The sequence below is a fragment of the Reyranella sp. genome, from assembly GCF_965227665.1.
Lineage (GTDB): Bacteria > Pseudomonadota > Alphaproteobacteria > Reyranellales > Reyranellaceae > Reyranella.
In genome coordinates, this window is the sequence record NZ_OZ245767.1 from 485,699 (window position 1) to 512,314 (window position 26,616).

Sequence of the window (26,616 nt, forward strand, 5' to 3'; positions counted from 1 at the left end):
CATGGCCCACGATATTCTGATCGTCGATGACGAACGCGATATCTGCACGCTGATCGCCGGCATCCTCGAGGACGAGGGTCACACCGCGCGGCGTGCCCACAACAGCACCGAAGCGATCGAGGCGGTCCGGCAGCGCCGGCCGGCGCTCGTCATTCTGGACGTCTGGCTGCAGGGCAGCGAGCTCGACGGGCTGCAGATTCTGGAAGTCATCCGCCGCGAGGATCCGCCGATCCCCGTCGTGATGATCAGCGGTCACGGCACGATCGACACCGCGGTGTCGGCCATCAAGAGCGGCGCCTACGACTTCGTCGAGAAGCCATTCAAGGCCGATCGCCTGCTGCTCGTCGTCGACCGAGCCATCGAGGCCGACAAGCTGAAGCGCGAGAATGTGGCGCTGCGGCGTCGGGCCGGCGGCGAGGTGACCTTCGTGGGCTCCTCCAGCGACGCCGCCGGCGTGCGTGCGCAGATCGAGAAGGTGGCGCCGACCGGCAGCCGCGTCCTCATCACCGGCGCCTCCGGCTCGGGCAAGGAAACGGTGGCACGGCTGATCCACCAGGGGTCGAAGCGCGCGGACGGGCCGTTCGTCGTCGTCAATTGTTCGACCCTGCCGGCCGAGCGGCTGGAGATCGAACTGTTCGGCACCGATGGCGACACCGATGCCGAGGCGCTGCGCGTGTCGGGTGCCTTCGAGATGGCCCATGGCGGCACACTGGTGCTCAAGGAAGTGGCCGACCTGCCGCTGGCGCTGCAGGGAAGGTTGGCGCGGGTGCTGCACGAACAGTCCTATGCGCGCGACGGCGGCCGGACCAAGGTCGAGATCGACGTGCGTGTGATGGCGACGACGGCGCGCGACCTCCAGGAGGAGAGCGCCGGCGGCCGGTTCCGCGAGGACCTGTTCCACCGTCTGAACGTCGTGGGCCTGCGCGTGCCGCCGCTCAGCGAGCGCCGCGAGGACATTCCCGAACTGGCGCTCGACCTGTTGAAGCGGGTGGCCGACGCCACCGGCCTGCCGGCGCGCTCGATCGGCGAGGATACGCAGGCGGCGCTGCAGGGCCACGATTGGCCGGGCAACGTGCGCCAGTTGCGCAACGTCATCGAACGCCTGCTGATCCTGGCGCCGCCGGGCGGCGCGCCGATCCGCGCCGACGTCCTCCCCAACGACGTGAGCGAGGATGCGCCCTCGGTCCTGCGCTGGGAGAAGGGCGGGGAGATCATGCAGCTGCCGCTGCGCGACGCGCGCGAGGTCTTCGAGCGCGAATACCTGCTCGCGCAGGTGACTCGCTTCGGCGGCAACATTTCACGGACGGCCACCTTCGTCGGCATGGAACGCTCGGCCTTGCATCGCAAGCTGAAGTCGCTCGGCCTGCACGGTGGTCTGCCCGAGGGCAACGGCAACGGTGCCGAGCCGTCGGTCTGAGGAGGAGAGGGCGTCATGGCGCGTTATGCCTATGTCAACGGTCGGTACGTCGACCATCGTGAAGCGAGCGTCCATATCGAGGACCGCGGCTACCAGCTGGCCGACGGCGTCTACGAGGTGGTTGGCGTGCGCGACGGCAAGCTGATCGACGAGAAGCCGCACATCGATCGGCTCGACCGCTCGCTCAAGGAGTTGCGGATCGGCTGGCCGGTGTCGCGCAAGACGATGGGCTTCATCCTGCGCGAGCTGATGCGGCGCAACCGCCTGCGCGACGGGCTGGTCTACATCCAGGTGACGCGCGGCGTGTCACGGCGCGACCACGGCTTTCCGACCACGCCGGTGAAGCCTGCGCTGGTGATGACCACCAAGGCCACCAAGCACATCGAGGCCGATGCGGGCCCGGGTGTTGCCGTGAAGAGCATGCCCGACATCCGCTGGGAACGCTGCGACATCAAGACGGTGGCGCTGCTGCCGAACGTACTGGCCAAGCAGGCGGCGCGCGAGGCCGGTGCCTACGAGGCCTGGCTGCTCGACGACAAGGGATGCGTGACGGAAGGCGCTTCGACCAACGCCTGGATCGTCACTGACGACGGCGAGCTGGTGACCCGACAGACGGACAACGGCATCCTGTCCGGCATTACGCGCCAGACGCTGAAGTCGATCTGCAATTCGCTGCAGCTCAAGTTCGTCGAGCGGCCCTTCACCCTGGATGAGGCGAAGAAGGCGAAGGAAGCTTTCATCACCAGCGCCACCTCCTTCGTCACGCCGGTGGTGAAGATCGACGGCGACAAGGTGGGCGACGGCAAGGTCGGTGCCACGGCGCGGCGCTTGCGCGAGGAATATGTCCGCTTCTCGGAGGCGGGAGAGGCCGTGACGTGAGCCTGCCGGAAGGCCTCCAGCCACCGCGCGCCGTCCTGTTCGACTGGGACAACACGCTGGTCAACACATGGCCGACCATCGTCGAATGTTACCGCGACACCTTCACGGCGCTCGGCCTGACGCCGTGGACCGCTGCGGAAGTCCAGGACCGCGCCCACGGCTCTCTGCGCGAAGTCTTCCCGACCCTGTTCGGCGACCGGGCGGGGGAGGCGGAGCGGGTGTTCTACGAGACCTTCACGCGCATCCACCTCGAACGGCTGGAGCCGCTGGACGGCGCGGACACCCTGCTCGCGCACTGCCACGCCAAGGGCCTCTACGTCGCGATCGTCAGCAACAAGGTCGGCGACAATCTCCGGGCCGAGGTCGCCCATCTCGGCTGGGGCAAATGGATCGCCCGGTCCGTCGGCGCGCGCGACGCCGCCCGCGACAAACCAGCGCCGGACCCCATCTATCTCGCCCTCGACGGCACGGGAATTGCCCCGGACGAGAGCGTGTGGATGGTGGGAGACACCCAGGCCGACCTCAAGAGTGCACATGCGGCCGGATGTCTGCCGGTTCTCGTGGGGGGCGCGGACGAGTTGTCCGGTTCCCTGCTGGAGCATCCACCGAGACTGCGAGCGCGTAATTGTCATCAGCTGGTGGCATTGCTTTGAGACCAACCTCCCCTATATACGAGGCGACTCGGTAGCGGGGAGGGACCCCGTACCTCCAATCCGGCCACCCTCTGGCAGCCGGCCGCCCACCAAGAGGCCAAGAACATGAGCGAAAAGGCACAGAACGTTCAGGACGTCTTCCTGAACCACCTTCGGAAGAACAAGACTGCGGTCACGATCTTCCTCGTGAACGGCGTGAAGCTGCAGGGCATCGTCACGTGGTTCGACAATTTCTCGGTGCTGCTGCGCCGCGACGGGCATTCGCAGCTTGTCTACAAGCACGCGATCTCGACCATCATGCCGGTCACCCCGGTGCAGCTGTTCGACGGGGACAAGGCCGACGCAGGCTGATTTGATCGACGAATTCGAGCCGGACCAAGAGGAAAAGCGCGCACGGCAGCCGTTGGAGACCGTGCGTCCCGCAACGGTCGCTGCGGTCGTCTGCCCCTATACGGCCGGACCGCGCGGTCGCGGCAGCGAACGCGACAGCCAGGCCAAGCTCGAGGAAGCGGTGGGTCTTGCGCGCGCGATCGACCTCGACGTGCGGCTGGAGCAGGTCGCGCCTTTGCGCCAGATCACGCCGGCGACCCTGCTCGGCAAGGGCGTCGTCGCCCGGATTGCTGCTGCGGTCGAGGAGCTGGGCATCGGCCTGGTCGTCGTCGACGACAGGCTGACGCCGGTCCAGCAGCGCAATCTCGAGAAGGCCTGGCAGGCCAAGGTCATCGACCGCACCGGCCTGATCCTGGAGATCTTCGGCGCGCGCGCTCGCACGCATGAGGGGCGCCTGCAGGTCGAACTGGCCGCGCTCGACTACCAGCGCGGCCGTCTCGTGCGGTCGTGGACCCATCTCGAGCGCCAGCGCGGCGGCTTCGGCTTCCTGGGCGGCCCCGGCGAATCGCAGATCGAGATCGATCGACGCCTGATCGGCGAGCGCATCGTCCGCATCAAGCGCGACCTTGAAAGCGTGCGCAAGACCCGCGCCGTCAATCGCGCCGGCCGCAAGAAGGCCCGCCTGCCCACCGTGGCGCTGGTCGGCTACACCAATGCCGGCAAGTCGACGCTGTTCAATCGCATGTCGGGCGCCGAGGTGATGGCCAAGGACCTGCTCTTCGCGACGCTCGACCCGACCATGCGCTCGATCAAGCTGCCGAACGGCAAATCCTGCGTCCTCTCCGACACGGTTGGTTTCGTCTCCGATCTGCCGACTCATCTGGTCGCTGCCTTCCGCGCCACGCTGGAAGAGGTGATCGAAGCCGATTTGATTGTGCACGTGCGCGACATCTCCCATCCCGACACCGAGCAGCAGCGCGCCGACGTTGAAGAGGTGCTGCAAGAGCTCGGGGCGCTGGACGAGGCGGGGGGCCGCCCCTTCATCGAGGCGCTGAACAAGGTCGATGCGCTGCCTGAGGAGGTGCGCCAGACCCTGGAGACCCGCACCGCCACCGGCGCCGAACGCGCCCGCCAATACCCGGTTTCTGCGCTGACCGGCGAGGGAGTCGAGCGGCTGCTCAACGCCATCGCCGACCTGCTGGGTGCGGCTGGCGAGGCGCGCGAAGTCTCGGTGCCGCTCGCCGACGGGGCGACCATTGCCTGGCTCTATCGCCACGGCGAAGTGCGCAGCCGCCGGGACGAGGGCGATACCGCGTGGCTCACGGTGGCGCTGGACGCCGCCGCGGCCGCCCAGTTCGAACGCCGCCAAGCAGGTGCGCTGACAGCTCTGCGTTGACACTCAACGGGCGGCCTTTCTATAAGCGCCCAAACCTCAGGACGAAGGAAACACCATGGCTTTCAAGCCTTTGCACGATCGAATTCTGCTGAAGCCGGTGGCCGCCGAGACCCGCACCAAGGGCGGACTGATCATTCCCGATACGGCCCAGGAAAAGCCCATGCAGGGCAAGGTCGTCGCGGTCGGCAAGGGCCGGCGCCTCGAGGATGGTCGCCTGCAGGAGCTGGGCGTGAAGGTCGGCGACACGGTCCTTTACGGCAAGTGGTCGGGCACCGAGGTAAAGCTCGGTGGCGAGGATCACGTAATCCTGAAGGAAGAGGACCTGTTCGGCGTCGTCGGCTGAGGCCGATGCTCGACTCCGGCGGCTCGGAACGGGTCGCCGAACTCATGCGCGAGACGGCGGCGGCCGAGCTGCTGCCCCGTTTCCGCAATCTCTCCAAGGACGAGGTCCGCCAGAAGCGGCCGGGTGACATCGTCACCGTGGCCGACGTTGCGTCCGAACAGCGGCTGGCCAGCGGCCTGGCGAAGATCCTGCCGGGTGTGCCGGTCGTGGGCGAGGAGGCCGTCGAGAAGGATCCGGGCCTGCTCGATCTCGTCGCCCGTCCGGGAGAGGCTTGCTGGATCGTCGATCCACTCGACGGTACGGCGAACTTCGCCGCCGGCCGCGATCGGTTCGCGATGATCATCTGTCTGGTGCAGGATACCCAGGCGGTCGCCGGCTGGATACTCGATGTGCCGAACGACCGGCTGGCCGTGACCGAGCGTGGCGGCGGCGTGCGCTTCGATGGCAGGATCGTGGAGGGCAGGCCGGCCACGGCGCCACTCAACGGCTTCGTGGGCTACAAGATCGCCAGGTCCTTCGACGAGCAGCTGAGCCCGGAGCAGCGCGCCCGCCTGGGCACCATCACGACCCTGCGCTGCGCCGGCGCCGAGTATCTGGAGATCCTCGCCGGCCACGCGAGCTTTAGCCTCTACCGCACGACCAAGCCTTGGGATCATGCCGCGGGCACGCTGATGATGAGGGAAGCGGGCGGCGGCGCCGTACAGTTCGGCGCGGCCCCCTACAGCCCGGCCCAGCCCCTTAATGCCGGCCTGATCACCGCCTCGACGGAAGAGGCCCTGAGCGAGGCGAGGGCGCTCCTCGAAGCGTCGCATCTGCCGCTGCTGGCGCCGAGGCCGTAGAAAACATCAAACCCGCGTCTTGGCCTCCTGCCAGAGCGCTTCCATTTCTTCGAGGCTGGCGTCAGAGGGCTTGCGGCCGCTTTCGGCCAGGCGACGCTCGATGTGGCGGAAGCGCTTTTCGAACTTGTCGTTGGTGGCCCGCAGCGCCACCTCGGGATCGACCTTGCAGTGACGGGCGAGGTTCGCGACCGCGAACAGGACATCGCCAAGTTCGTCTGAAACCTTGTCCTGCTCGACCTTGCCGGCCTCGAGTTCGACCCGCAGCTCCCGTAGCTCCTCCTCGATCTTGTCGATGACCGGACCGATCGTGGCCCAGTCGAAACCGACCCGGGCCGCCCGCTTCTGGATCTTCTCTGCGCGCATCAGGGCGGGAAGGGCGCGCGCCACCCCGTCCAAGGCCCCGGCCGTACCCTCGGCGCTGCCTTTTGCTGCCCGTTCGGCGGCTTTGCGGGCCTCCCAGGAGATCGTCTGGGCATCGGCCGTGCGGATATCCATATCGCCGAAGACGTGCGGATGCCGGTCCACCATCTTGTCGGCGATCGCGGCGGCGACGTCGTCGAACGAAAAGGCCTGGGATTCGCTGGCGATCTGGCTGTGATAAACGACCTGCAGCAGCAGGTCGCCGAGCTCTTCCTTGAGCGCCGGAATATCGTCGCGCTCGATCGCGTCAGCGACTTCGTAGGCTTCCTCGATCGTATACGGTGCGATGGTGCGGAAGGTCTGGTCGATATCCCAGGGGCAACCGTGCTGGCGGTCGCGCAGCCAGGCCATGACGGCCAGCAGCCGAGGGAGTGGTTCCTTGGGCAGGGAATCCGGGGTGGGCTTGCGTGAAGTCATGGCGTCGAACTCATTCCCAATTATCGTATAATATATATTATGACAAATTATAATATTCAATATAGATCAGGATATTACCAATCTGTCCGCATGTTCTGGGTTATGAGTGCCAGCAGCTGGAGGCCGCGGCTTGCTTCATTGGCCGGCATGCCCAATGTGACCAGGATGCCGACCTTCGGGTCCTTGGGATTTGGAAGGATCAGGTCGAAGACGGTACGCGGGCCACTGCTGTCGGACGGTCCCTTCGGCACGTTCTCGTAGACGACTAGGAAGCTGCCGTCCCGGAGTTTGCGGGCCTGGGCCTGGACGCCGGGCCGGCGGGCCTTCATCGAGCCGGCCTTGGTGGCGGCATAGTGCTCGGCGTCGCGGACACCCTCGTAGACGAAATCGACCCGCCAGACGATCAGCCGGATGCGCTTGTCGAGGGTGTAGGCGATGCCCCGCTCCCCATCCTCGCTCGCCTGCCAGCCCATCGGCAGCAGCAGCTCGACCTTGACCGAATCGAAGCGCAGACGGACGGCCTGGCTGGTCGGATCGATGCCGAGGACGCGCGTGAAGCTCTGTGTGGTTCCCCCGCCGATGCTCTGTTCGCCGCGGGTGAAGCTGGAACCGTTGTCGGGAACCCCGAAGTCACGGAACGTGAGGCCGCCGGGGTCTAAGCGATTCGCCGTCTGGGCCTGGAGCGGCGCCGCGGAGGCCATGAGAAATGCCGCCGTTGCACCCGACAGGAACATCCGGCGTCCGGACTCCTTTCGTTTACGCTCGTGCGTCAGCTTAGGATCGTCCGATAGGCGCCTGTAATATAGCAATTATACACCCTAGAGGTCGATGTGCAGACCGTCGTGGCAAGGCGTCACGTGATCCGGCGTCGTCCGGTCGACTTCGGCATAGTCCATATCGACATGCAGGTTGGTCAAGAACGCCCGGCGCGGATTTAGCCGCTCGATCCATTCGAGGGCGCGGTCGAGATGGGCGTGCGTGGGGTGCGGCCGGTAGCGCATCGCGTCGACGATCAGCACCTCGACCCCCTCCAGCGCCTGCAGCGACTCCTCCGGCAGCATGACGACGTCGTTGGCGTAGCCGACGGCACCGAAGCGAAACCCCAGCGACGGGATCGTCCCATGGTCCTGGAGGAGCGGCACGACCGGTAGCCCGGCGGCCTGGAAAGGACCCGAAATCACGGTGTGGCGGTAGATCGGATTGTAGAAGCCGTTGCCCTCGGCGTGGAAGCAGTAGCCGAAGCGCCGGCTCAGCACCCCGTAGGTCCGTTCGTCCGACCAGGATTCGATCTGGCCCTGGCGCAGCGCGAAGGGCCTGAGATCGTCGATCCCGTGGCACTGGTCGGCATGGTCGTGGGTCCAGATCACCGCGTCGATCCGCTCGACCTCGGCGGCCAGGAGCTGGCTGCGCACGTCGGGTGACGTGTCGACCAGCACGGTCTTGCCCTGGTCCTGGACCAGGATGGAGCAGCGGGTGCGACGGTTGCGCGGGTCGGCGGGACTGGCCGCCCCCCACTCGCCCTTCCCGCCTGGTCCGCCCACTCGGGGAACGCCCGCCGAGGTGCCGCAGCCCAGGATGGTCACACGCACCGGGAACGCTCCGCCTTGGTAAACAGCCGGAAGAAGTTGTCGGTCGTCGCGGCTTCCAGCTCAGCCAGGCTGACGCCCTTGAGTTCGGCCACCTTGGCCGCCGTGTGGGCGACGAAGGCGGGCTCGTTGGTCTTGCCGCGCTTGGGGATCGGCGCCAGGTAGGGCGCGTCGGTCTCGACCAGCAGCCGGTCGAGCGGCACGTCGCGCACGATGGCGCGCAGATCCTCGGCGGCCTTGAAGGTCACGATCCCGGAAATCGAGATGTAGAAGCCTAGCGCCAGGGCGCGTTCGGCCACGGCGCGGCCCGAGCTGAAACAGTGGATCAGTCCCGGAAAGGCGCCCTTCCCGTATTCCTCCTCGAGCATGTCGCCGGTCTCTGCATCGGCGTTGCGTGTGTGCACGATCAGCGGCAGGCCGGTCTCGCGGGACGCCGCGATATGGGCGCGGAAGCTCTCGGCCTGCTCCTCGCGCGGGCTGTGCTCATAATAGAAGTCGAGGCCGGTCTCACCGATGCCGACGACCTTGGGATGGCAGGTCGCCTCGATCAGCCGGTCGGGGGTGCGTTGCCCCTCCTCCTTCGCCTCGTGCGGATGGACGCCGACCGAGCACCAGACATTGTCGTGGCGCTCGGCGATCGCCCGCACCCGCTCGAACTGATCGAGCCGCGTGCCGATCGTCAGCATGCCGGCGACGCCGGCCGTCCGGGCACGCGCCAGCACCCCGCTCTCGTCGCTCGTGAGCTCCGGGAAGTCGAGATGACAGTGACTGTCGATCAGCATGTCAGCCAGCGGCTTTCGGCGGCTTCGGGGCCTTCGGCTGTTTCGGTGGCTTGGCCACGGGCTCGGCTGCCGGCTCGACGAAGCGCGGGAAGACGCCCTGCGGCGGCGGCAGTGCCGTGCCGGAGACGAGTTCCTCGTCGAAGGCTGCAAAGACGCGCTTCTCCAGCACCACTGCGAGCTGGTCGAGAATTTTCGCCGTCGCCCCGGGCATGAACGGCTGGACCAGCAGGGTGACGCGCCGGATCGTCTCGGCCAGCACCCACAGCACCGTGTCGCGCCGCACCGGATCGGTTTTGGCCAATGCCCACGGCGCCTGCGCATCGACATACCGGTTGGCGTCGGCGATCACTTCCCAGATGGCGGTCAGCGCCTTGTGGAAGGCCTGCTCGTCGAGCTCGGCGCGCACGATGGCCAGCAGGCCGCGCGCCCGCTCGAGCAGCGCCGTGTCGGCCTCGAGCAGGTCCCCCCGGGGCGGAACCTTCTCGCCGCAATTCTTGGCGACGATCGACAGCACGCGCTGGCACAGATTGCCATAGGCGTTGGCGAGGTCGGCATTCATGCGACCGATCAGGGCTCGGCGTGAGAAATCGCCGTCATTGCCGAACGGCACTTCGCGGAGCAGGAAGTAGCGCACCTGGTCCAGCCCGTAGGTTGTCACCAGGTCGACCGGATCGATGGCGTTGCCCAGGGACTTCGAGATCTTCTGGCCCTCGTTGGTCCACCAGCCGTGGGCGAAGACGCGCTGCGGCGGCGGCAGGCTCGCAGCCATCAGGAAGGCCGGCCAGAACACGCAATGGAAGCGGATGATGTCCTTGCCAACCATGTGGAGGTTGGCCGGCCAGTATTTCCACAGCGGATTGCTCTGGTCGGGGTAGCCGCACTCGGTGATGTAGTTGGTGAGCGCGTCCAGCCACACATACATGATGTGCTTGGGATCGCCCGGCACCGGGATGCCCCAGGAAAAACTCGTGCGCGAGACCGAGAGGTCCTGCAGGCCGCCCTTCACGAAACTCAGCACCTCGTTGCGCCGGCTATCCGGGCCGATGAAGGCGGGGTTCTCCTCGTAGAACTCGATCAGGCGGTCGCCCCAGGCGGAGAGCCTGAAGAAGTAGGAGGGCTCCTCGACCCACTGCACCTCGGCGCCGGTCGATATGGCGCGGCGCTTGTTGTCCGGCCCGACCTCGGTCTCGCCCTCGACGAAATAGGTTTCGTCGCGGACCGAGTACCAGCCGGCATACTTGCCTTCATAGATGTCGCCCGCCGCGACGAGCTTCTCCCACAGCGCCTGGCAGGCCGCGTAGTGGCGCGGCTCTGTCGTGCGGATGAAGTTGTCTGGGCTGTAGTTCATCACCCCGATCAGGTCGCGGAACGACTGGCTTACCTTGTCGGTGAAAGCCTGCGGCGGCAAGCCGGCGGCGGCGGCGGCCGTCTCGATCTTCTGGCCGTGCTCGTCGGTGCCGGTCAGGAAGTGGACGTCATAGCCGTCGAGGCGCTTGAAACGCGCCAGCACATCGCAGGCGAGCGTCGTGTAGGCGTGCCCGATATGAGGCACGTCGTTGACGTAGTAGATCGGCGTGGTGACGTAATAGGTGCTTTTGCCCGACATGATCCTGAACTCCGAACGGCCGCCCCTACCGGGGCACGAGACTCAAGCGCGTTCAGCCCCGCATTCGTGCGCAGGAGAGCGAGTCTCTGATGTCGGGCCGGGGCAACATGGCCGGTCTTTTCCCATGCCTCCCCCCGGGGATCAAGAGTCGGAGCCGGGGCGGCCCGCTATCGCGTTGCCGATTGCAGCTTCAGGAAGCTGCCCATCACGGTCTGCTTGCGGTCCAGGTTGACCGCGTCGGCCCGCGCGAACAGGTTTGCCACCTCCTCCGATGCCGCCATCCAGCGATCGAAGCTCGCAGTTGCCAGCAGACGCGCCTGGAGGCCGCTCTCCATCGGCACGACGGGTGCAGATTCCGTCGTAAGCGCGGCTTGACGCAGCAAACCCTTCAGCCAGCCGTCGAACAGATAGTTGAGCGAGCGCCAATCGGCATTGGCCTCCTCGCCGCGCTTGGCGAATCGTTCGGCGAAGGCATGCAGCCGCGGCATGTCGAGATCGGGCAGCGTGGCCAGCACCTCGACCATCTCGCGGTAGAGGTCGAGACTGCCCGCCGCCCCGAGTTCCAGCGCCCGCCCGATGCTGCCCTCGGCGAGCCGGGCGAGCGCCCTCCTCTCCTCGGGCCTCGTCTCCGGCGCATGGGTGGCGAGCAGGTCGACGACCGTATCCTCGGACAAAGGCTGCATCGCGAGCCTTCGGCAGCGCGAGCGGATGGTCGGGAGCAGCCTTCCGGGCGCGTGCGCCACGATCAGCAACACCGCGTTGGGCGGCGGCTCCTCGAGGATCTTCAGCACCGCGTTGGCGCTGTTGCGGTTCATCTCGTCGGCCGCATCGACGATGGCGACCCGCGCCTTTCCCATTGCTGGCGTCATGTGCATGAAGCCGCCGAGGTCGCGCACGTCGTCGACGGCGATCTCGGCGCGCATGCGTCCCGTGTCGCGGTTCAGCGAGCGCCGCAGATGGAACAGGTCGGGATGCGAGCGCGCATCGACCAGGTGCCGGCCCGGCGCGTCGGCCGGAACGTCGAGCGATTCGGGGCCGCCGCCGAACAGGCCGCCCTGGTCCTGTCCCGCGAGCAGGAAGCGCGCGAAGCGCCAGGCCAGGGTCGCCTTGCCGATGCCGCGCGGTCCCGTCAGCAGCCAGGCATGGTGCAGCCGCCCGCTCTGCTGCGCCGCCAGCATCGTCCGCTCGGCCTGCTCATGCCCGACCAGCCGGTCGTTGCGCCACGGTGGCGGCCAGCCATAGGGCCATTCAAGCTTCTCGAGCTCGGCCGGATCGGAGGGCGTCTTGGCGCGCGCCAAGTCTCAGGCCTCGATGTGTGTCGCGAGCGCGTCGCCGATCGCCCGGGCGATGACGTCGATACCGGCGGTCGCGTCGATCACGACGCATCGGCCGGGATCGGCGGTGGCGATGTCGAGGAAGCCGGCGCGGACACGCTCATGGAAATCGACCGGCAGGGACTCGTAGCGCGTCTCCTTGCCGCGACGCGAGGCGGCACGCGCGAGGCCGGCTTCGACGGGCAGATCGAGGATCAGCGTGAGATCGGGGCGGAAGTTGCCGACCGTGATGTCGTAGAGTGTTCCCAGCATCGCGCGGTCGATGCCGTGGCCGTAGCCCTGATACGCCATCGTCGAATCGGCGAAGCGGTCCGACACGACCCAGGTGCCGCTCGCGAGGGCGGGCAGCACGGTCGTGCGCAGATGCTCGCGGCGGGCCGCGAAATGCAGCAGCGCTTCCGTCACGCCGTCCCAGCGTTCCGCCGGGCCTTCGACCAGGAGCTTTCGCACCATCTCGGCACCGGGCGCGCCGCCCGGCTCGCGCGTGGCGATGCATCGGTGCCCGAGCGCCTCGATCAATTCCCTGAGACGGGCAACCTGGGTCGACTTGCCGGCCCCTTCTCCACCCTCCAGCGTGATGAAGCGCGCTCGCGTGCGCTCCGTCACGACATCCAGCCGAACATATAATGGCGCAGCATCGTGGCGACGCGGCTGAGTACGCCCATGCGCGGCACGTCGGCGCCGGCCTCCAGCGGATATTCGATTGTGCGGTTGTCCGGCAGCGTGACGACGGCGGTGCCGATCTTCGTGCCCTTAACGATGGGGGCCGCAATCGGCCCGTCGAAGCGCGCTACAGCACGCGGCGTCGCACCCTGCCCGGTCGGCACGGTGAGCTGGACCGTCTTGGGGATGACCAGCGGCACCGTCTCCTGGGCGCCCAGCCAGACCGGCGCCTCGACCAGCATGTCGCCCGCCCGGAACACTGTGATGTTGGTCGACTCGCGATACCCCCACTCCATCAGGCGCGCCGTCTCCGAAGCCCGCTCCGCCATCGAGCTGAGCCCGTTGACGACCAGGATCAGGCGGCGCCCGTCGCGCACTGCCGATGTCGTCTGTCCGTAGCCGCCTTCTTCCGTGTGACCGGTCTTCAGCCCATCTGTGCCCGGCGTGATCTTCAGCAGGCGGTTGCGGTTCTCCTGACGGATGTTGTTGTAGGTCCAGTTCGTCTCCGAATAGTACTTATAGTACTGCGGATAGTCGTCGATCGTGTGCCATCCCAGCACCGCAAGATCGCGTGCGGTCGTATACTGGCCCTCCGCCGGCCAGCCCGAGGCATTCTTGAACACCGTCCTGGTCATGCCGATTTCCTTGGCGCGCTTGTTCATGCGCTCGGCGAAAGCGTCCTCGCTACCGGCCAGTCCCTCGGCGATCACCACGCAGGCATCGTTGCCCGAGAGGATGATGATGCCCTTGATCAGGTCCTCGACCGTCGGCTCCGAGCCCAGCTCGAGGAACATGCGCGAGCCGCCCATGCTGCGCGCCTTCTCGCTGACGCGGAACCGCGTATCGAGCTTCAGGCGGCCCGCCGCCAGCTCGTCGAAGATGATGTAGATTGTCATCATCTTGGACATCGATGACGGCGGCATGGGCGTCTCGGCGTCCTTGAAGAGGAGCACCGTCGAGGTCTGCGGATCGACCATGAAGGCGTGACGCGCCAGCGTGCCGATGCCGACCTGCGACGGCGGCAGCGATTCCACCTTGGGTGCCGCCGCTTCCTTCGGAGCCGCGGGCTTGGCGGCGGCCGGCGCACGTGGCTTGGCCGGCGGCTTCTGCGACTGGGCCGGTGGCTTGCGCGGCGTTTCCTGCTGCGCCGAGGCGGTTAGCGAGAGACCGGCGAGGCCGGCCACCGCGAGGAGCGCCAGTCCGGCGCGATTGAGCCTATTCAGAGACCACACGGGCATCCCCATAGCCTGAACGCTTGAGCCGCTCGGCAACAATGCCGGCGGCATCTTGAGTGGTATAGGGCCCCAGCCTCACGCGATAAACATCGCGTCCGTTGGCCGAGACCTGGGAAACTTCCGGATTGCCGTAACTGCGCACCGCGCTGCGCTGCCGTTCGGCATTTTCATGCGTCGAGAAGGCACCGACCTGAACGAAGAAGCCGCTGAGCTGCGACGACGGCGTGGCGGTGCTGGTCGTCGCCGACAGCGACGCGATGGTCGGCGGCACATCGCCCGATGCGGATCTCGGCGCGCCGAACGGCACGTTGCGCGGCGGCGGCGCGTACACGGTCTGGGCGGGAGCCGTCGGCGCGGGTGCAGGTGGCGGCTCGTAGGAAGCCTGCATGATCGGAGGCGGCGGGGCCGCCACCGGTGCCGGTGCAGGGGCCGGTGCGGGCACGGGAGCCGGCGCCGGGGCCGTCCGGCTGCCGCTCGCGAGCTGGGCCACGGCCTGTTGCTGCTCAGCCGGACCGCCGCCGCTCAACGCGACGTCCTTCACCGCAAGACTCTCGGCCTGGAGCTGCTCGACGCGGACCCGGGCCGTGCCCTTGCCGACCATGTCGATCTCCTCCGCCGCGGTGCGCGACAGGTCGATGACACGGCTGCGGGCGAAGGGGCCGCGGTCGTTCACTCGCACCACGGTGCTGCGCCCGTTCTCCAGATTGGTGACGCGTACGATGGCCGGCATCTGGAGGGTGCGGTGCGCCGCCGTCCGGTCGGCCTGGTCGTAGCGCTCCCCGTTGGCCGTCGACTTGCCGTGGAAGCCCGGCCCGTACCAGGACGCCGTGCCGGTCTCGGTCAGGGTGAAGGTCTCGCGCGGCGTATAGGTGACGCCATCGATCTTGTAGGGCTGCCCGACCTTGTAGGTACCGCGCTGGGCCACGCTGCTGCCCGGGGTCCCGCCCCCGCCCTTGCTCGACGAGCCGCAGGCCGCGAGGCTGGCCAGCAGTGCCGCGGCCCCGCACAGCCGAAGCGCGCCGGACAGGGGAAATCCCAATTTTACCAATGCTAGCGGCATGATGTTCACATCATACATCATATCGGCCGGCGGGTGGAGCGGCCTGCTGGGCCCCTCCATCGGCGGCGGTCAGGCCGCGATCCGGTCGGACAGGAGGCCCACCGCCAGGGCAAAGAAGTCCGACTGGTTCCAGCGAAGGATCACCTTGAAATTCTCGGTCGTCTGGTAGGCCGGGCCACCCGCTCCCGCCGGCCGCACGATGCGCCCACCGCCCCCGGCCTGCGTCCCCGGGGAGACTTCATCGCCCCAGCGCAGTCCCGGCCGCCAGCCGACCTTGCGCAGGTAGTTCACGATCGAGGCGAAGACGTCGAGCTTGTTCGTCCAGATATCCTTGCGGCCGTCGCCGTCGCCGTCGGCGGCATAGGCGAGGAAGCTGGTCGGGATGAACTGGCACTGGCCCATGGCGCCGGCCCACGAGCCCTTCATCGCGTGCAGGCCGATATGGCCCTGCGACAGGATCTTGAGTGCGGCGATGAGCTGCTCGCGGAAGAATTTGGCGCGGAAATTGTTGTGGACCAGTGTCGCCAGCGCCTCGACCACCTCGAAGTCGCCGAGCCGCGTGCCGTAGTTGCTCTCGATGCCCCACAGCGCGACGGCGACCTGCGGCGGCAGGCCGGCCGGGCCGGCGAACCGTTCGATCGCCGCGCGGTTCTCCGCCAGCAGCGCGCGCCCGCGCTTGATGCGCTCCTCGGATACGACCAGCCCCTGATAGCGCTCCCACGTCATCTTGAACTCGGGCTGGTTGCGCGCCTGTTCCATGACGCGCGGCACCTCGCGGATGTCGGCCAGCGCCGCGTCGAGCGTGCTCTTGTCGACTCCCGCCCGCAGCGCTTCCTGCCGGATCCCTTGCAGCCAGGCGGCCGGGAACCGTCCGTCACCCTGGGCTAAGGCGGGCCCGGAGGCCGTCAGGGGCACCAAGGTAGCGCCGGCACACAGGAGTCTGCGAGTGATCATGAAGCGTCCGCTGGTTGGTCGTTGCCCTCACGGGATGCGATATCCCTGTGCCGGCCAATCTTGCGCACACTATGGCGACCTCGACCGCCCTGCCATCGTCACTTGCGACGATAGAGGATCATCCCGCCGTGATGGAGCGTGTCCTCGTCGACGAAGACGCCGTCGGCGGTGAAGCCGGTGTCATCCCAGTATTCGATCCGGGTCCCGGTGACTTCGTAACGTCCGCGATAGGCGCTCTCGCGCGTGCCGCGCGCTTCGTCATAGCGACTGTCGGGCAACAGGTTGTGACGGACGTATCCGTCAGCCGTCACCCAGAGGCCGACATAGGAACGGGTCGTCATTTCGGCATGAGCTTCGGTCGCGAGGATGAAGGGGCTGGTGATGGCGAGCGCCACGGTCAGGAGGCGCATGGCCCTCATCGCGGCCTCCTCTCATCGCGGCGCTCGGCGAAGAGCTCTGAGAGGACCTGCGAGGCCGCGATGGCGCGCGAAATGCCGGCCGGCACGGTGATCATGTAGATGACCTCTTTGAGCTCTTCCTCGGACACGCCGATATTGAGCGCGTAGCCGGCATGGACCTTCATGAAGGGAAGTTGCCCCGTCGCGGCGAAGGCCGCCACCGCCGCGAGCTGGCGTGTGCGGCCGTCGAGCCCCGGCCGCGCCCAGACATCGCCCAGCGCGTAGGCCTCCGTCGCCTCGGCGAGGAAGGGGAACTCCTGGCGCATGCGCTCCAGTGCCGGCTGCGGCTGGCCGCGGTTGAGGTCGCGGATCACGGCGTCGCCGCGCTTCAGGCGCTCCTCGACGGACTGTGCGACGGCAGGTGCGGCGGTGATGACGGCGATCAAGGCGGCGGTGATCGGCGTGAGCATCGATTGCATGGTCATGTCTCAACCTCCTGTGCTGGCGGTGGGGCGTACGACGATCTCGTTCACGTCGACGTCTTCGGGCTGTTCGAGCGCGAAACGGACGGCCCGGGCGATCGCGTCGGGCTTGAGGGCGATCCTGCGGAAGGCCTTCATCGCTTCGGCGGCGGCGGGGTCCGTGATGGTGTCGGCGAGCTCGCTCTCGACCACGCCGGGATGGATGCAGGTGACGCGGATCCGGTCGTTTTCCATTCGCAATCCGTCCGAGATCGCACGCACCGCGTACTTGGTCGCGCAGTAGACGCCGGCGGCCGGGAAGACCTGCAGCGCTCCGATCGAGGCGATATTGACGACGTGACCCGAGCCGCGCGCGGTCATTTCGGGCAGCACGGCGGCGATGCCGTAGAGCACGCCCTTGATGTTGACGTCGACCATGCGCTCCCACTCCGCGACCTTCATCGAGGCCATGGCCGACAGCGGCATCACGCCGGCGTTGTTGACGATGACGTCCACCCGCCCCCACGCCGCACGCGCCGACTCGGCGAAAGACGCGACGCTCTGCCGGTCCGTGACGTCGAGCGGGCACACGCGCGCCTCGCCGCCGGCGGCGATCAGCTCGCTTGCGAGCGCTTCCAGGCGGCAGAGGCGGCGCGCGCCAAGCATCATCTTTGCTCCGGCCGCGGCCAGTTCGCGGGCGATGCCGGCGCCGATGCCGCTGGAGGCGCCGGTGACGAGAACGACTTTATCGAGTGACATGATGGGTCCTTTCGGTCGGGGCGTTTGCTTGCCCTCAACATGGACATGCGCAATTGTCGCGATAAGACGACGCTCCCTTACCAATCTGGAAAGCAGTGCTAACCAATGGAGCTGGATCTCAACGCGCTGTCCGTCTTCGCCCTCGTCGCCGAGGAGCGCAGTTTCAGGGCCGCAGCCGACCGGCTGGGCGTGACCCGTTCGGCTGTCAGCCAGACAATCCAGCGCCTCGAGGGCAGTCTGGGGATCGCGCTGGTCCAGCGTACGACGCGCAGCGTCAGCCTGACCGAGGCCGGCGAACGGCTGCATCTGGAGATCGCCCCGGCGGTGGCCGAGATGCGCGCCGCCCTGGAGAAGACCGCCGCGCTCCAGGGACGAGCGCGCGGCCGGCTGCGGCTCGCCGTCTCCTCGATCGCCGAGCGCTTCCTCGCAGGGGCGTTTCTGGCGGGCTTCGCCGAGGCCAATCCCGAGGTCGGGCTCGACGTCACCGTGACCGACGACGCGATCGACATCGTGGCCGAGGGCTACGATGCGGGCGTCCGGCTGGGCGAGGTTATCGAGCAAGACATGATCGCCGTGCCCGTGGCGGGCGACGAGCGCCAGTTGGCGGTCTGCGCGCCCTCCTATCGCGACCGCTTCGGCGTGCCGAAGCATCCGGCTGACCTCACGGCGCACACCTGCATCGGCTGGCGGCCCTCGCCGAAGGCTGCGCCCTATCGCTGGGAGTTCGCCGAAGGTGACAAGGAGTTCAGCGTCGCCGTCGCGCCGCGGTTCGCCACCAACGACATGGCCCTGATGATCAAGCTCGCGGTCGCCGGTGCCGGCATCACCTTCGGCATGGAGGAGAGCTTTCGCACCCTGATCGCCCGGGGTGAACTCGTGCCGGTTCTGGAGGAATACTGCCCCAGCTTCGCCGGTTTCTATCTCCACTATCCGAGCCGCCGCAACATCGCGCCGAAGCTGCGTGTCCTGATAGACTATCTGCAGCGCCAGCGGTGACGATGGCCGCCCCCTGACAGGGCGCCCCGCGCTCCCTATATTCCGTGTCCGAAGGCACGTTGCGACAGGAGCGCGAAATGCAGAACTACAAGAAAAGTCCGGAAGCCCTGGCGAAGCTCACGCCCGAACAGTTCTACGTCACCCAGGAGAGCGGCACCGAACGCCCCGGGACGGGCGCCCTGCTGCACAACAAGGAGCCGGGCATCTATGTCGACATCGTGTCGGGCGAACCCCTGTTCGCCTCGGCCGACAAGTACGAATCGGGTTGCGGCTGGCCGAGCTTCACCAAGCCGATCGAGCCGGCCAACGTCGCCGAGCTGAAGGACAGCTCGCACGGCATGCTGCGCATCGAGGTACGGTCAAAGCATGGCGACAGCCATCTCGGCCATGTCTTTCCAGACGGCCCGCGCGACCGCGGCGGGTTGCGCTACTGCATCAATTCCGCCTCGCTCCGCTTCATCCATCGCAAGGACATGGAGGCGGCGGGCTATGGGGCCTATCTCGACCAGGTGGAGGACGTGAAATGAGCCAAGAGCGCGCAGTACTGGCCGGTGGTTGTTTCTGGGGCATGCAGGACCTGATCCGTCGCATCCCGGGCGTCGTGTCGACGCGGGTCGGTTATACCGGCGGCCATGTGGCCAACGCCACCTACCGCAACCATGACGGCCATGCCGAGGCGATCGAGATCATCTTCGATCCGACGAGGCTGAGCTATCGCAAGCTGCTGGAGTTCTTCTTCCAGATCCACGATCCCTCGACGCTCGACCGCCAGGGCAACGACCGTGGCACCTCCTACCGTTCGGCGATCTTCTACACGACCGACGAGCAGCGTCGCGTGGCCGAGGACACGATCGCCGACGTGGATGAGTCGGGCTTGTGGCCGGGCAAGGTCGTCACCGAAGTGACTGCAGCCTCGGACTTCTGGGAGGCCGAGCCCGAGCATCAGGATTATCTCGAGCGCATTCCCAACGGCTACACCTGCCACTTCGTGCGGCCGAACTGGCGGCTGCCAGTCCGGTCGAAAGCGGGTCAGGCCGCCTGACGCCTCACTCGACCTTGAGGTTGAGATCCTTGACGATGGCCTTCCAGACGAGGAACTGATCCTTCTGGTACTGCATCGCCTGCTGACGCGTCGATGGCATCGGCACGATGCCGTTCTGCAGCAGCTTTGCCCTCACCGACTCCGTTTCCAGGATCTTGACCAGTTCCCGGTTTAGCCGGTCGAGGATGTCGCCGGGCGTTCCCGCCGGCGCGACTGCACACCACCAGCCGCTCATGTCGGGCGGCGTGGCGAGCCCCTGCTCCGAGAAGCTCGCCACTTCGGGCAGTAGCGAATTGCGCTGGGCGGTCGTCATGCCGACCGCCCGCACCTTGCCGCCCCGGATCATGGCGAGTGAGGCAGGGATATCGGCGACCATGATCTGCACGTGTCCGCTGATCAGGTCCGCGAGGCCCGGGGGCACCGACTTGTATGGCACGTGCGTCACGTCGAGCTGGTAGGCGTTCTTGATATAGCCGCCATAGGCGATTCCGCCGGTGTTGCCGCTCGCGTAGTTGAACTTTCCGGGGTTGGCCTTGAGCAGCTTGACCAGCTCGGCGGCCGTCGTTGCCTTGACGTCGTTGTTGACCAGCCAGACGTAGGAAACCGAAGCCACCATGGAGATGTAACTCAGGTCCTTGGCAGGATCGTAACGGACGCCGCTGGTCAGGCCAGCCGGGCTGGCGACCAGACCGGAATTGGTCAGCAGCCCGATCGTATAGCCGTCCGGCAGCGAGCTCACGACCAGCTCGGTGCCGAGCGTCGTGTTATTGCCCGGCTTGTTCTCGATGACGATCGGCTGGCCCAGAGCCTGGCCGAGCGGTTCGGCGAGGATGCGGGCGAGGATGTCGCTGCCCGAGCCGGCGCCGAAGGGAACGATGAGCCGGATCGGCTTGTTCGGATAGGACTGCGCCATCGCCGGCGCGGCAAGCATGGCACAGACGGTGGCGGCGAACGCGGTAAGCCAGTGAACGACCTTCATGAGCTTCCTCCCTGTCTCGCGACTTTGTTTTTTGTTGATGCAGTCTCGGAACGACCTTTCTTGCTCCCTCGATTGGCGTGACGGGTCAGAACCTGAAGCCGAGGTCGCGGGCGATCAGGTTCTTCTGGATCTCGCTGGTGCCTTCGCCGATCACGTAGACCAGCGCGTCGCGATGGATGCGGCCCACCGGATATTCGCGCATGATGCCGGCGCCGCCATGGATGCGGATCGCCTGCTCGCTCACGGCGACGGCGGTCTCGCTGGCGATCAACTTGACGCGCGCGGCGGTCGCGGAATCGAGTGTGTTCTGGTCGACCCTCCAGGCGCCGTAATAGACAAGCCACTTGGCCGCCTCGATCTGGGCCGACATCTCCGCGAGCTTGTGGCCGATCGCCTGGTAGTCGCCGATGCGCTTGTTGGCGACCAGCCGGTCGCGCGCATAGGCCGTGGCGGCGTCGAACGCGGCCCGCGCCATGCCGAGCGCATTCGCTGCGACCCCGACACGGTTCTCGCTGAGGGATTCGAGGATCACCGGATAGGTGCCCAGCCGGTCGCCCAGCACGCAGTCGTCGGGGACGAACACGTCCTCCATGTGGATCAGGCCGGTCTCGGAGGCGCGGATGCCTTCCTTCCGCAACTTCTCGATCGTCATGCCGCCGGCCGGCAGCTCGACGATGAATAGGCTGATGGCATTGCTGCTCAGTTCCGGCGCGGTGCGTGCCGCGACCAGCAGGAAATCCGCGATCGGCGCATTGGTGATGTAGAGCTTGCTGCCGCGCAGCTTCCAGCCGCCGGCCGCTCGTTCGGCGCGGGTCCGCAACGCGCGGATGTTCGAGCCGCCGTCGGGCTCGCTCAAGGCGAAGCCCGCAATCTTCCGTCCCTGCAGAGCCGGCCGAAAGAAGCGTTGGCGCTGCGCCTCGGTGCCCGCCTTCCAGATCGGCCAGATGCCGAGATGGGTGTGCGCCGACCAGCTCGAGGCGAAGCCCTGGCTCATGTAGCTCAGCTCCTCGCGCACGATGCAGTCGCTCACCTTGTCGAGGCCGCTGCCGCCGTCGCATTCGGGATAGCGGACGCCCAGCAGACCGAGCTCGCCCCAGCGCGTGAAGACCCCGCGGGGCAGGACTTCGTTCTCCTCGGCCGCCGCCACCAGCTCCCGATGCTCGGACCGGCACAGGCGCCGGACGGTTTCGCGCACGGCTTCGTGCTGCTCCGAAAATGCGAAGTCCATGGTCGAGGGCGTTTCCTGCGTCTTGGCTGTTTTCACGAACACTGACGATGAACCAACTTCGGGTCAATCGACGGCGCGGCCCGCGTGCTATAAGCCGGGCGCACGAACAGCCCCGCAAGGTTCCCGCCGTTGAAAGCCGCTCGCTCTCCCCTCGCCCTCCTCTCCACGCTCGCCGTCCTGGCGATGGCGACGGGCGCCGCCGCCCAGTCCTCCGACGACGACACCGTCGTTGCGCCGGCGCCGAAGCCGCGATTCACCGTGGTCGATGGCGACACGGTCAAATTCGGTCCGCAGGTCGTCCGGCTGTTCGGCATTGATGCGCCCGAGCGCAGTCAGACCTGCGACGACGGGCAGTGGCGCGCCGGTGCACTCGCCCGAAAGGCGCTGGAGGAATTCATTGCCGGCCGCCCCGTGACCTGCCGCCTGGTCGATCCCGACCGGAAGACCCGCCCGCCGGTCGCCCAGTGCTTCGCGGGGGAGGACGACCTTCAGGAGAAGATGGTAGCCGCCGGCTGGGCCTGGGCGTTGCCGGTCAACGGCAAGGACCGATACGGACCTGACGAGCGCGACGCCGCGCAGCGCAAGGTCGGGGTCCATGCTCACAAATGCGTGTCGCCCGCCGAGTGGCGCGCCATGCTCCGTCGCGAGGCCCTCAAGCGCGAACAGGGCGGCTGAACAGCCTGACGCTAGGACAGCTCGGGGAGCCGGGCGGCCAACAGGCTGGCGACCATGGCGTTGCCGCGCCTGCTCAGGTGCGTATTGACGTAAAAGGACGCGGCTGCGGGTTCGATCGCAAAACGGGGGAACGTATCGACGGACGCCAGGCCCAGGCTGCGGGCGCGATCGAGAACGAGCCCTGTCAACCGCCGTTCTTCAGCGGCGTACCCGCGGTCCACCCACACGGACGGATGATACTGCGCCAGCAGCACGACACGGCATCGGTGTCGTTCCCCGAGCTGCAGCAGCCGATCGATCAGGCGAAGGGCGATCGCCTGACCCTGGCCCGCCGGATGCTGCCTCACATGGTAGCCAAAGACGTGCTGTAGCGGCGCCGGTAGGGCGATCAGGGCCCGGTCGAGGCGATGACGCAGCCACGGCGGCGCGCGCCGCTGGCGCGCCGGCACCGGCACCGGCACGCCGGCCAGTTGCAGGCGGTCGCCGTCGACGGCGAACCACGGCTTGTCGCGCCCCCATAGCCGCCGCATCTCGGTGCGCCGGACGTCGTCGGCGATGAAGCCCGCGATCACGATCGCCGGCTCATGCGCTGCGGCGAGCCGTTCGGCCCGAAGGACGATCTGGTCGAAGCCGTAGCCCGACACGCCGCCGTTCAGCACCCGGCGGCCGCTCAGCCGCTGAAGCTGTGCCGGCCAGGTCTCGGCATCGCCGACCTCCTCGCCGAACGTGTAGGAATCGCCCACGGCGAGAATCGCCCGCCCCTCACCGGCCTCCGGGCCTTCGCCACAGGAGCGCATTCCATCGGCGTCGATCGTCACGGGCCAGCCGTTTGCCCCGCTGCCGCGAAAGCCGGGCTTCGGCGCATATCCCAGCCGGTCATCGTGCATCAGGCAAAAATCATCCGCCATGCGCTGGCGCTACGGCATAATCGGCTTTGTTGCAATCATGCCGGTGCCTGAGTATCTGATCTTGCTGAGCTGGATGGGTGGCCGAGCGGTTTAAGGCACCGGTCTTGAAAACCGGCGTGGGTTCACGCCCACCGTGGGTTCGAATCCCACCCCCTCCGCCATTCCCCTTGGCTCACACCCACAGCCCAGTCCCGTACGAGAAGGAAGATCGTGCGGGCGATTCTGACATCGAGGCCTCGGCCAGAGGGTGCATCTCTGCCGGGGCAGAACCATCGTTACTGGGGCGCCGTCATGGCGTCTGCCCCTTTGCGCGGCGGGCGATGCTTTCGGCGAATAGCGGCGTCTCGCGGCGGTTGTGATCGCTGCCGGCCGCCTGGCGGGCCGCAGCGGCAACCGCGAACGCGATGCCGTGCGCGTCGATGAAGGCCATGAAGGCGTCGGTGGGACGGGCCGTCACTCGGTTGGTGTAGCGGGTGCGCCCGTTCCCGGCATCCTCCGCAATCAGCTCCCAGAGCACGTTGACCTGAGTGCGTCCGTTCGACGTGAAGGCGTCCGAGATCGAGTTCATCCGCACGTAGCTCGGCGTGGCTTCCTCGGCGACATAGTGCTGGATCATCAGAGCCGTGCCGATCATCTCCACATTGATCGACATGCGTTGGCCAGCGTCCGTGGTCGTGGCACCCACCGCGATGTGATCGGGCACGCAGCAGCGCTGATACTCCGCCTCCGGCAGATTGAAGAGCCAGTCGGCGATGTCGACCTGTGCCAGCGGGACGTCGATTTCATGCGAGTAGGCGGATTGCGACAGGATCTGGTCGAGGATCTTCATGGGATTTCCTTTGGCCGTTCGGCGCGATGAAAGCGTGTTTCCGATGACCTTGAGATGGCTCGACAATCCCGCGATGATAATGCGCGCTCTGCCACAAACGGCTTTGCGCCTTTCGCAAAGATGGAGCGCATGAAGGATCCCCGCTTCGCCGAGCATCTGGCGGTTTTCGCGGCGGTGGTGCGGCAGGGCAGCTTCTCTGCAGCCGCGCGGCGGCGAGGCCAGACGCCCTCGGCGATCGTCCGGCAGATCGATGCGCTCGAACATTCGCTCGGTGTGCCCCTGCTGATCCGCTCCACCCGTGCATTGACCATGACCGATGCGGGCGAGCGCCTGTTCGAGCGTGCACGGCCCCTGCTCGACCAGCTTGCCGACACACATGCGGAAATCGCGGCGTTCGATGGCGCCGTCGCGGGTGTCCTCCGGCTGGCCTGTTTTCCGACCTTCGGCAAACGCTATGTCATTCCCGCGCTTCAGCGGGTGATGGCCGATCATCCGCAATTGACCCTCGAACTGGACCTGACGGAGCGTCTGGCCGATCCGGTCCTCGATCGCCTGGACGCGGTGATCCGGATCGGCCGGCTGACCGACAGCACGCTCATTGCATCGAAGCTCGCCGATCAATACCGGCTTCTGGTGGCGAGCCCCGGTTATCTGGCGCACGCCGGACGCCCCGGATCGGTGGCGGAACTCGCCGGCCATCGGTTGATCGACAAGATGCATGGCGCTGATCTGCTGGGCTGGAGCGATGTGGCCGCCAAGCCGGGAGGCGCCGGAGCGATCGGCCCGGCCGTTTTCCGCTGCGACGATTTCGAGGCCATGAGACTGGCTGCGCTGGGCAACGTGGGAATCGCCTTTTTGCCGGATTGGGTGATCGGCACCGACGTCCAGACCAAGCACTTGATTCGGCTGGATCTGGATGGCGAGCGCTGGAACGCTGACCCCACCGCGGTGTGGCTTCTTCGCGCTCTCGAGCGGCCATCAGCTCCACTTCGCGTCGTGACGAGCGCTTTGCGCGAGAGCATTGGCTCTCCGCCGGTTTGGGCTGGCAAGGTTACCTAAGCACTGATCGGCTCAATGCGAAGGACTGCCGTACGGACCCAGCCAGTCAGCGCATCCAAGGCTCATGCTTGGCCAAAATGGGGCCTGACGACGTGATGGGGCTGGTCTTCATCGCGTGTGCGCCTCATCGATCGAGGCTCGTGCGCCTCATCCCCCGAGCCTTCCCACCTTCGGACAGATTAGGACGGTCGACCCAAATACTTGGGACAAATGTCCTACGATCAAACAGACGAAGCATGAGTGCGAACGAAATCCGGGAGCTCGTGGAGGCCGCCGATCGGCGCTGCTACGAGGGCGGATTCGAAGCGACCTCCTTCGCCGACATCGCCAAGGAAGTCGGGCTGTCCCAGGGTAACTTCTATTGTCACTTCAAGACCAAGGGCGAGATTCACGACGCGGTGATCGGGCAGCGCATGGAAACAACACGCTCCATGATGCCTGGGAACAGAACGTGCTATCGCTCGCATAGCGTATCCGCAGTTTCGTCGGCATGCTCATCGCGAACAGGACCAACATCGTGGAACATGGCTGCCTGGTCGGGACGCTCTGCAACGAGCTGGCAAAGCTCGAGCACGCCGCAAAGACCGACGCGGCCCGCCTGTTCACCCTCTTCCGGAGCTGGCTCGGCCGGCAGTTCGCCGCGCTGGGGCTTGAAGCCGATGCCGATAGGTTGGCCGTTCATGTGCTGATGCGATGCCAGGGCGGCGCAACGCTCGCGACCGCTTTCCGCGACGAGCGCTTCATCCGCCGCGAAGTCTTCGACATGGAGGCTTGGCTCAAGAGCGGGTTCAACGGCGGCGTGTTCCTCCTGGCCGGCAGCCTGCATCCGACCGCAGGTGGCTTGATCCTCGCACATGGAGAGTCCAGGGAGCCGATCGAGGCGCGGGTGATGGCCGATCCATTCCTCGCCTAGGGCGTGGTCAGCGCCGAAATCCTGGCCGTCGCGCCGGGCCGCACCGACGACGGCTCGCCTTTCTGAAGCCCTTAGTCGAGCCTGTTCAGCCCGAGGCGTCGTCGAACACGGTGATCGGAAAGCGGACAACGTCGGGATTCGTCGAGGCGTCGATGCTTTCCATCCCCGCTGTCGCCACTTTGCCGAGACCGTCTCCTCCGCCTGCGTCCGGCTGGTCGCTCGTGGTCGCAGTCGCGGCGTCCTGGGAAAGCAGCTCTTCGAGCGGCGACAGACTAGCGGTGTCGACCCTGGAGAAGTCGAGGAGCTCGGAGGGATCGGTCGCGGCATCGGACTGAGCCGCCGGCTGTTGCGGCGCCGGTGGTTTCGTGAAGTTGAAACCGACCCCCTCGGTGGGCCGGTCGTCGCCGCTGCTGCCGCCGATGCTCGCGCTCTCCACCGGCGGCCAATCTATATCA

General features: G+C 66.9%; 30 protein-coding genes, 1 tRNA gene and 1 pseudogene. 14 read left to right on the top strand and 18 right to left on the bottom strand.

Translation table 11 applies throughout. The annotated features are described in order from the left end of the window. Position 1 precedes the first annotated feature (1 nt). The 7 genes from ACO07I_RS02375 to ACO07I_RS02405 all read left to right on the top strand — a co-directional run bounded on the left by ACO07I_RS02375 (position 2) and on the right by ACO07I_RS02405 (position 5,857). Positions 2-1,417: a sigma-54-dependent transcriptional regulator gene (locus ACO07I_RS02375; protein ID WP_422013931.1), complete on the top strand. Its 1,416-nt coding sequence runs from the start codon at positions 2-4 to the stop codon at positions 1,415-1,417. Positions 1,418-1,432: 15 nt separating this feature from the next. Next, entirely contained in the window at positions 1,433-2,296 is an 864-nt protein-coding gene (dat, locus tag ACO07I_RS02380) for a D-amino-acid transaminase (RefSeq protein WP_422013933.1), read from the top strand. Further along, positions 2,293-2,949, top strand: a complete 657-nt coding sequence (locus ACO07I_RS02385; RefSeq protein ID WP_422013935.1) for an HAD family hydrolase — start codon at positions 2,293-2,295, stop codon at positions 2,947-2,949. Before dat ends, ACO07I_RS02385 begins: the two co-directional genes overlap by 4 nt. A 105-nt stretch (positions 2,950-3,054) precedes the next feature. Beyond that, on the top strand, positions 3,055-3,300 hold the full coding sequence (hfq, locus tag ACO07I_RS02390) for an RNA chaperone Hfq (RefSeq protein ID WP_298318941.1): 246 nt from the start codon (positions 3,055-3,057) through the stop codon (positions 3,298-3,300). Positions 3,301-3,361: 61 nt separating this feature from the next. Beyond that, on the top strand, positions 3,362-4,675 hold the full coding sequence (gene hflX / locus ACO07I_RS02395) for a GTPase HflX (protein WP_422013937.1): 1,314 nt from the start codon (positions 3,362-3,364) through the stop codon (positions 4,673-4,675). A gap of 55 nt (positions 4,676-4,730) precedes the next feature. Beyond that, positions 4,731-5,018 (top strand): co-chaperone GroES, encoded by a 288-nt coding sequence (locus tag ACO07I_RS02400; protein WP_295139422.1) that lies wholly within the window; start codon positions 4,731-4,733, stop codon positions 5,016-5,018. A gap of 5 nt (positions 5,019-5,023) precedes the next feature. Then, on the top strand, positions 5,024-5,857 hold the full coding sequence (locus ACO07I_RS02405) for an inositol monophosphatase family protein (protein WP_422013939.1): 834 nt from the start codon (positions 5,024-5,026) through the stop codon (positions 5,855-5,857). Positions 5,858-5,863: 6 nt separating this feature from the next. On the opposite strand, the gene mazG is transcribed toward ACO07I_RS02405, so the two are convergent. From mazG to ACO07I_RS02470, 13 genes are all read right to left on the bottom strand, one after another. Continuing rightward, positions 5,864-6,694 carry a nucleoside triphosphate pyrophosphohydrolase gene (gene mazG / locus ACO07I_RS02410; protein WP_422013941.1) on the bottom strand — a complete coding sequence of 277 codons (831 nt, stop codon included), beginning with the start codon at positions 6,692-6,694 and terminating at the stop codon, positions 5,864-5,866. A gap of 74 nt (positions 6,695-6,768) precedes the next feature. Beyond that, positions 6,769-7,428, bottom strand: coding sequence for a hypothetical protein (locus ACO07I_RS02415; protein ID WP_422013943.1), 660 nt, complete (start codon positions 7,426-7,428; stop codon positions 6,769-6,771). 84 nt (positions 7,429-7,512) lie between these two features. Further along, positions 7,513-8,283: an MBL fold metallo-hydrolase gene (locus ACO07I_RS02420; protein ID WP_422013945.1), complete on the bottom strand. Its 771-nt coding sequence runs from the start codon at positions 8,281-8,283 to the stop codon at positions 7,513-7,515. Beyond that, a complete protein-coding gene (locus ACO07I_RS02425) occupies positions 8,274-9,062 on the bottom strand; it encodes a TatD family hydrolase (protein ID WP_422013947.1) in 789 nt (262 codons plus the stop codon). The genes ACO07I_RS02420 and ACO07I_RS02425 overlap by 10 nt, the downstream gene beginning before the upstream one ends. A 1-nt stretch (position 9,063) precedes the next feature. Continuing rightward, entirely contained in the window at positions 9,064-10,668 is a 1,605-nt protein-coding gene (gene metG, locus ACO07I_RS02430; RefSeq protein ID WP_422013949.1) for a methionine--tRNA ligase, read from the bottom strand. 167 nt (positions 10,669-10,835) lie between these two features. Further along, positions 10,836-11,966: a DNA polymerase III subunit delta' gene (locus ACO07I_RS02435; RefSeq protein ID WP_422013951.1), complete on the bottom strand. Its 1,131-nt coding sequence runs from the start codon at positions 11,964-11,966 to the stop codon at positions 10,836-10,838. A gap of 3 nt (positions 11,967-11,969) precedes the next feature. Beyond that, positions 11,970-12,608, bottom strand: a complete 639-nt coding sequence (gene tmk / locus ACO07I_RS02440; RefSeq protein ID WP_422013953.1) for a dTMP kinase — start codon at positions 12,606-12,608, stop codon at positions 11,970-11,972. Continuing rightward, positions 12,605-13,903: a D-alanyl-D-alanine carboxypeptidase family protein gene (locus tag ACO07I_RS02445; RefSeq protein WP_422013955.1), complete on the bottom strand. Its 1,299-nt coding sequence runs from the start codon at positions 13,901-13,903 to the stop codon at positions 12,605-12,607. The genes tmk and ACO07I_RS02445 overlap by 4 nt, the downstream gene beginning before the upstream one ends. Beyond that, a complete protein-coding gene (locus ACO07I_RS02450; protein WP_422013957.1) occupies positions 13,881-14,960 on the bottom strand; it encodes a septal ring lytic transglycosylase RlpA family protein in 1,080 nt (359 codons plus the stop codon). Before ACO07I_RS02450 ends, ACO07I_RS02445 begins: the two co-directional genes overlap by 23 nt. 69 nt (positions 14,961-15,029) lie before the next feature. Next, complete coding sequence (locus ACO07I_RS02455; RefSeq protein ID WP_422013959.1) at positions 15,030-15,914, bottom strand: lytic murein transglycosylase; 885 nt, start codon at positions 15,912-15,914, stop codon at positions 15,030-15,032. Positions 15,915-16,012: 98 nt separating this feature from the next. Continuing rightward, positions 16,013-16,333 carry an Atu4866 domain-containing protein gene (locus ACO07I_RS02460; protein WP_422013961.1) on the bottom strand — a complete coding sequence of 107 codons (321 nt, stop codon included), beginning with the start codon at positions 16,331-16,333 and terminating at the stop codon, positions 16,013-16,015. Further along, positions 16,330-16,791 carry a carboxymuconolactone decarboxylase family protein gene (locus tag ACO07I_RS02465; RefSeq protein WP_422018406.1) on the bottom strand — a complete coding sequence of 154 codons (462 nt, stop codon included), beginning with the start codon at positions 16,789-16,791 and terminating at the stop codon, positions 16,330-16,332. Before ACO07I_RS02465 ends, ACO07I_RS02460 begins: the two co-directional genes overlap by 4 nt. Positions 16,792-16,800: 9 nt before the next feature. After that, positions 16,801-17,532 (bottom strand): SDR family oxidoreductase, encoded by a 732-nt coding sequence (locus ACO07I_RS02470; RefSeq protein WP_422013963.1) that lies wholly within the window; start codon positions 17,530-17,532, stop codon positions 16,801-16,803. A gap of 105 nt (positions 17,533-17,637) precedes the next feature. Between ACO07I_RS02470 and ACO07I_RS02475 the strand changes: the two genes are divergently transcribed. The 3 genes from ACO07I_RS02475 to msrA all read left to right on the top strand — a co-directional run bounded on the left by ACO07I_RS02475 (position 17,638) and on the right by msrA (position 19,570). After that, a complete protein-coding gene (locus tag ACO07I_RS02475) occupies positions 17,638-18,528 on the top strand; it encodes a LysR family transcriptional regulator (RefSeq protein ID WP_422013965.1) in 891 nt (296 codons plus the stop codon). A gap of 77 nt (positions 18,529-18,605) precedes the next feature. Further along, positions 18,606-19,055 carry a peptide-methionine (R)-S-oxide reductase MsrB gene (msrB, locus tag ACO07I_RS02480; protein ID WP_422013967.1) on the top strand — a complete coding sequence of 150 codons (450 nt, stop codon included), beginning with the start codon at positions 18,606-18,608 and terminating at the stop codon, positions 19,053-19,055. Continuing rightward, the gene (gene msrA / locus ACO07I_RS02485) at positions 19,052-19,570 is read left to right on the top strand and encodes a peptide-methionine (S)-S-oxide reductase MsrA (RefSeq protein ID WP_422013969.1); all 519 of its coding nucleotides are present in this window, start codon (positions 19,052-19,054) and stop codon (positions 19,568-19,570) included. Before msrB ends, msrA begins: the two co-directional genes overlap by 4 nt. 4 nt (positions 19,571-19,574) lie before the next feature. Here the strand turns inward: msrA and ACO07I_RS02490 are convergent, their stop codons facing one another. Next, on the bottom strand, positions 19,575-20,549 hold the full coding sequence (locus tag ACO07I_RS02490; protein ID WP_422013971.1) for a Bug family tripartite tricarboxylate transporter substrate binding protein: 975 nt from the start codon (positions 20,547-20,549) through the stop codon (positions 19,575-19,577). Positions 20,550-20,634: 85 nt separating this feature from the next. Continuing rightward, a complete protein-coding gene (locus ACO07I_RS02495; protein WP_422013973.1) occupies positions 20,635-21,777 on the bottom strand; it encodes an acyl-CoA dehydrogenase family protein in 1,143 nt (380 codons plus the stop codon). Positions 21,778-21,906: 129 nt separating this feature from the next. Here ACO07I_RS02495 and ACO07I_RS02500 point away from each other — a divergent pair, with 129 nt between their 5' ends. After that, entirely contained in the window at positions 21,907-22,452 is a 546-nt protein-coding gene (locus ACO07I_RS02500; RefSeq protein ID WP_422013975.1) for a thermonuclease family protein, read from the top strand. A gap of 11 nt (positions 22,453-22,463) precedes the next feature. Here ACO07I_RS02500 and ACO07I_RS02505 read toward each other — a convergent pair whose 3' ends face one another. Beyond that, positions 22,464-23,360 carry an SGNH/GDSL hydrolase family protein gene (locus ACO07I_RS02505; protein WP_422013977.1) on the bottom strand — a complete coding sequence of 299 codons (897 nt, stop codon included), beginning with the start codon at positions 23,358-23,360 and terminating at the stop codon, positions 22,464-22,466. Between the two features lie 71 nt (positions 23,361-23,431). Between ACO07I_RS02505 and ACO07I_RS02510 the strand changes: the two genes are divergently transcribed. Then, positions 23,432-23,521 (top strand) — tRNA-Ser (locus tag ACO07I_RS02510). Positions 23,522-23,649: 128 nt separating this feature from the next. On the opposite strand, the gene ACO07I_RS02515 is transcribed toward ACO07I_RS02510, so the two are convergent. Next, a complete protein-coding gene (locus ACO07I_RS02515; protein WP_422013979.1) occupies positions 23,650-24,189 on the bottom strand; it encodes a hypothetical protein in 540 nt (179 codons plus the stop codon). A gap of 129 nt (positions 24,190-24,318) precedes the next feature. On the opposite strand from ACO07I_RS02515, the gene ACO07I_RS02520 reads away from it, so the two are divergent. Together ACO07I_RS02520 and ACO07I_RS02525 are read left to right on the top strand one after the other, a co-directional pair. After that, entirely contained in the window at positions 24,319-25,248 is a 930-nt protein-coding gene (locus ACO07I_RS02520; protein WP_422013981.1) for a LysR family transcriptional regulator, read from the top strand. A 236-nt stretch (positions 25,249-25,484) separates the two neighbouring features. After that, positions 25,485-26,026, top strand: a pseudogene (locus ACO07I_RS02525) (TetR/AcrR family transcriptional regulator); the annotation flags it as partial. Positions 26,027-26,246: 220 nt separating this feature from the next. Here the strand turns inward: ACO07I_RS02525 and ACO07I_RS02530 are convergent. Continuing rightward, positions 26,247-26,597 carry a hypothetical protein gene (locus ACO07I_RS02530; protein WP_422013983.1) on the bottom strand — a complete coding sequence of 117 codons (351 nt, stop codon included), beginning with the start codon at positions 26,595-26,597 and terminating at the stop codon, positions 26,247-26,249. Positions 26,598-26,616: the final 19 nt, after the last annotated feature.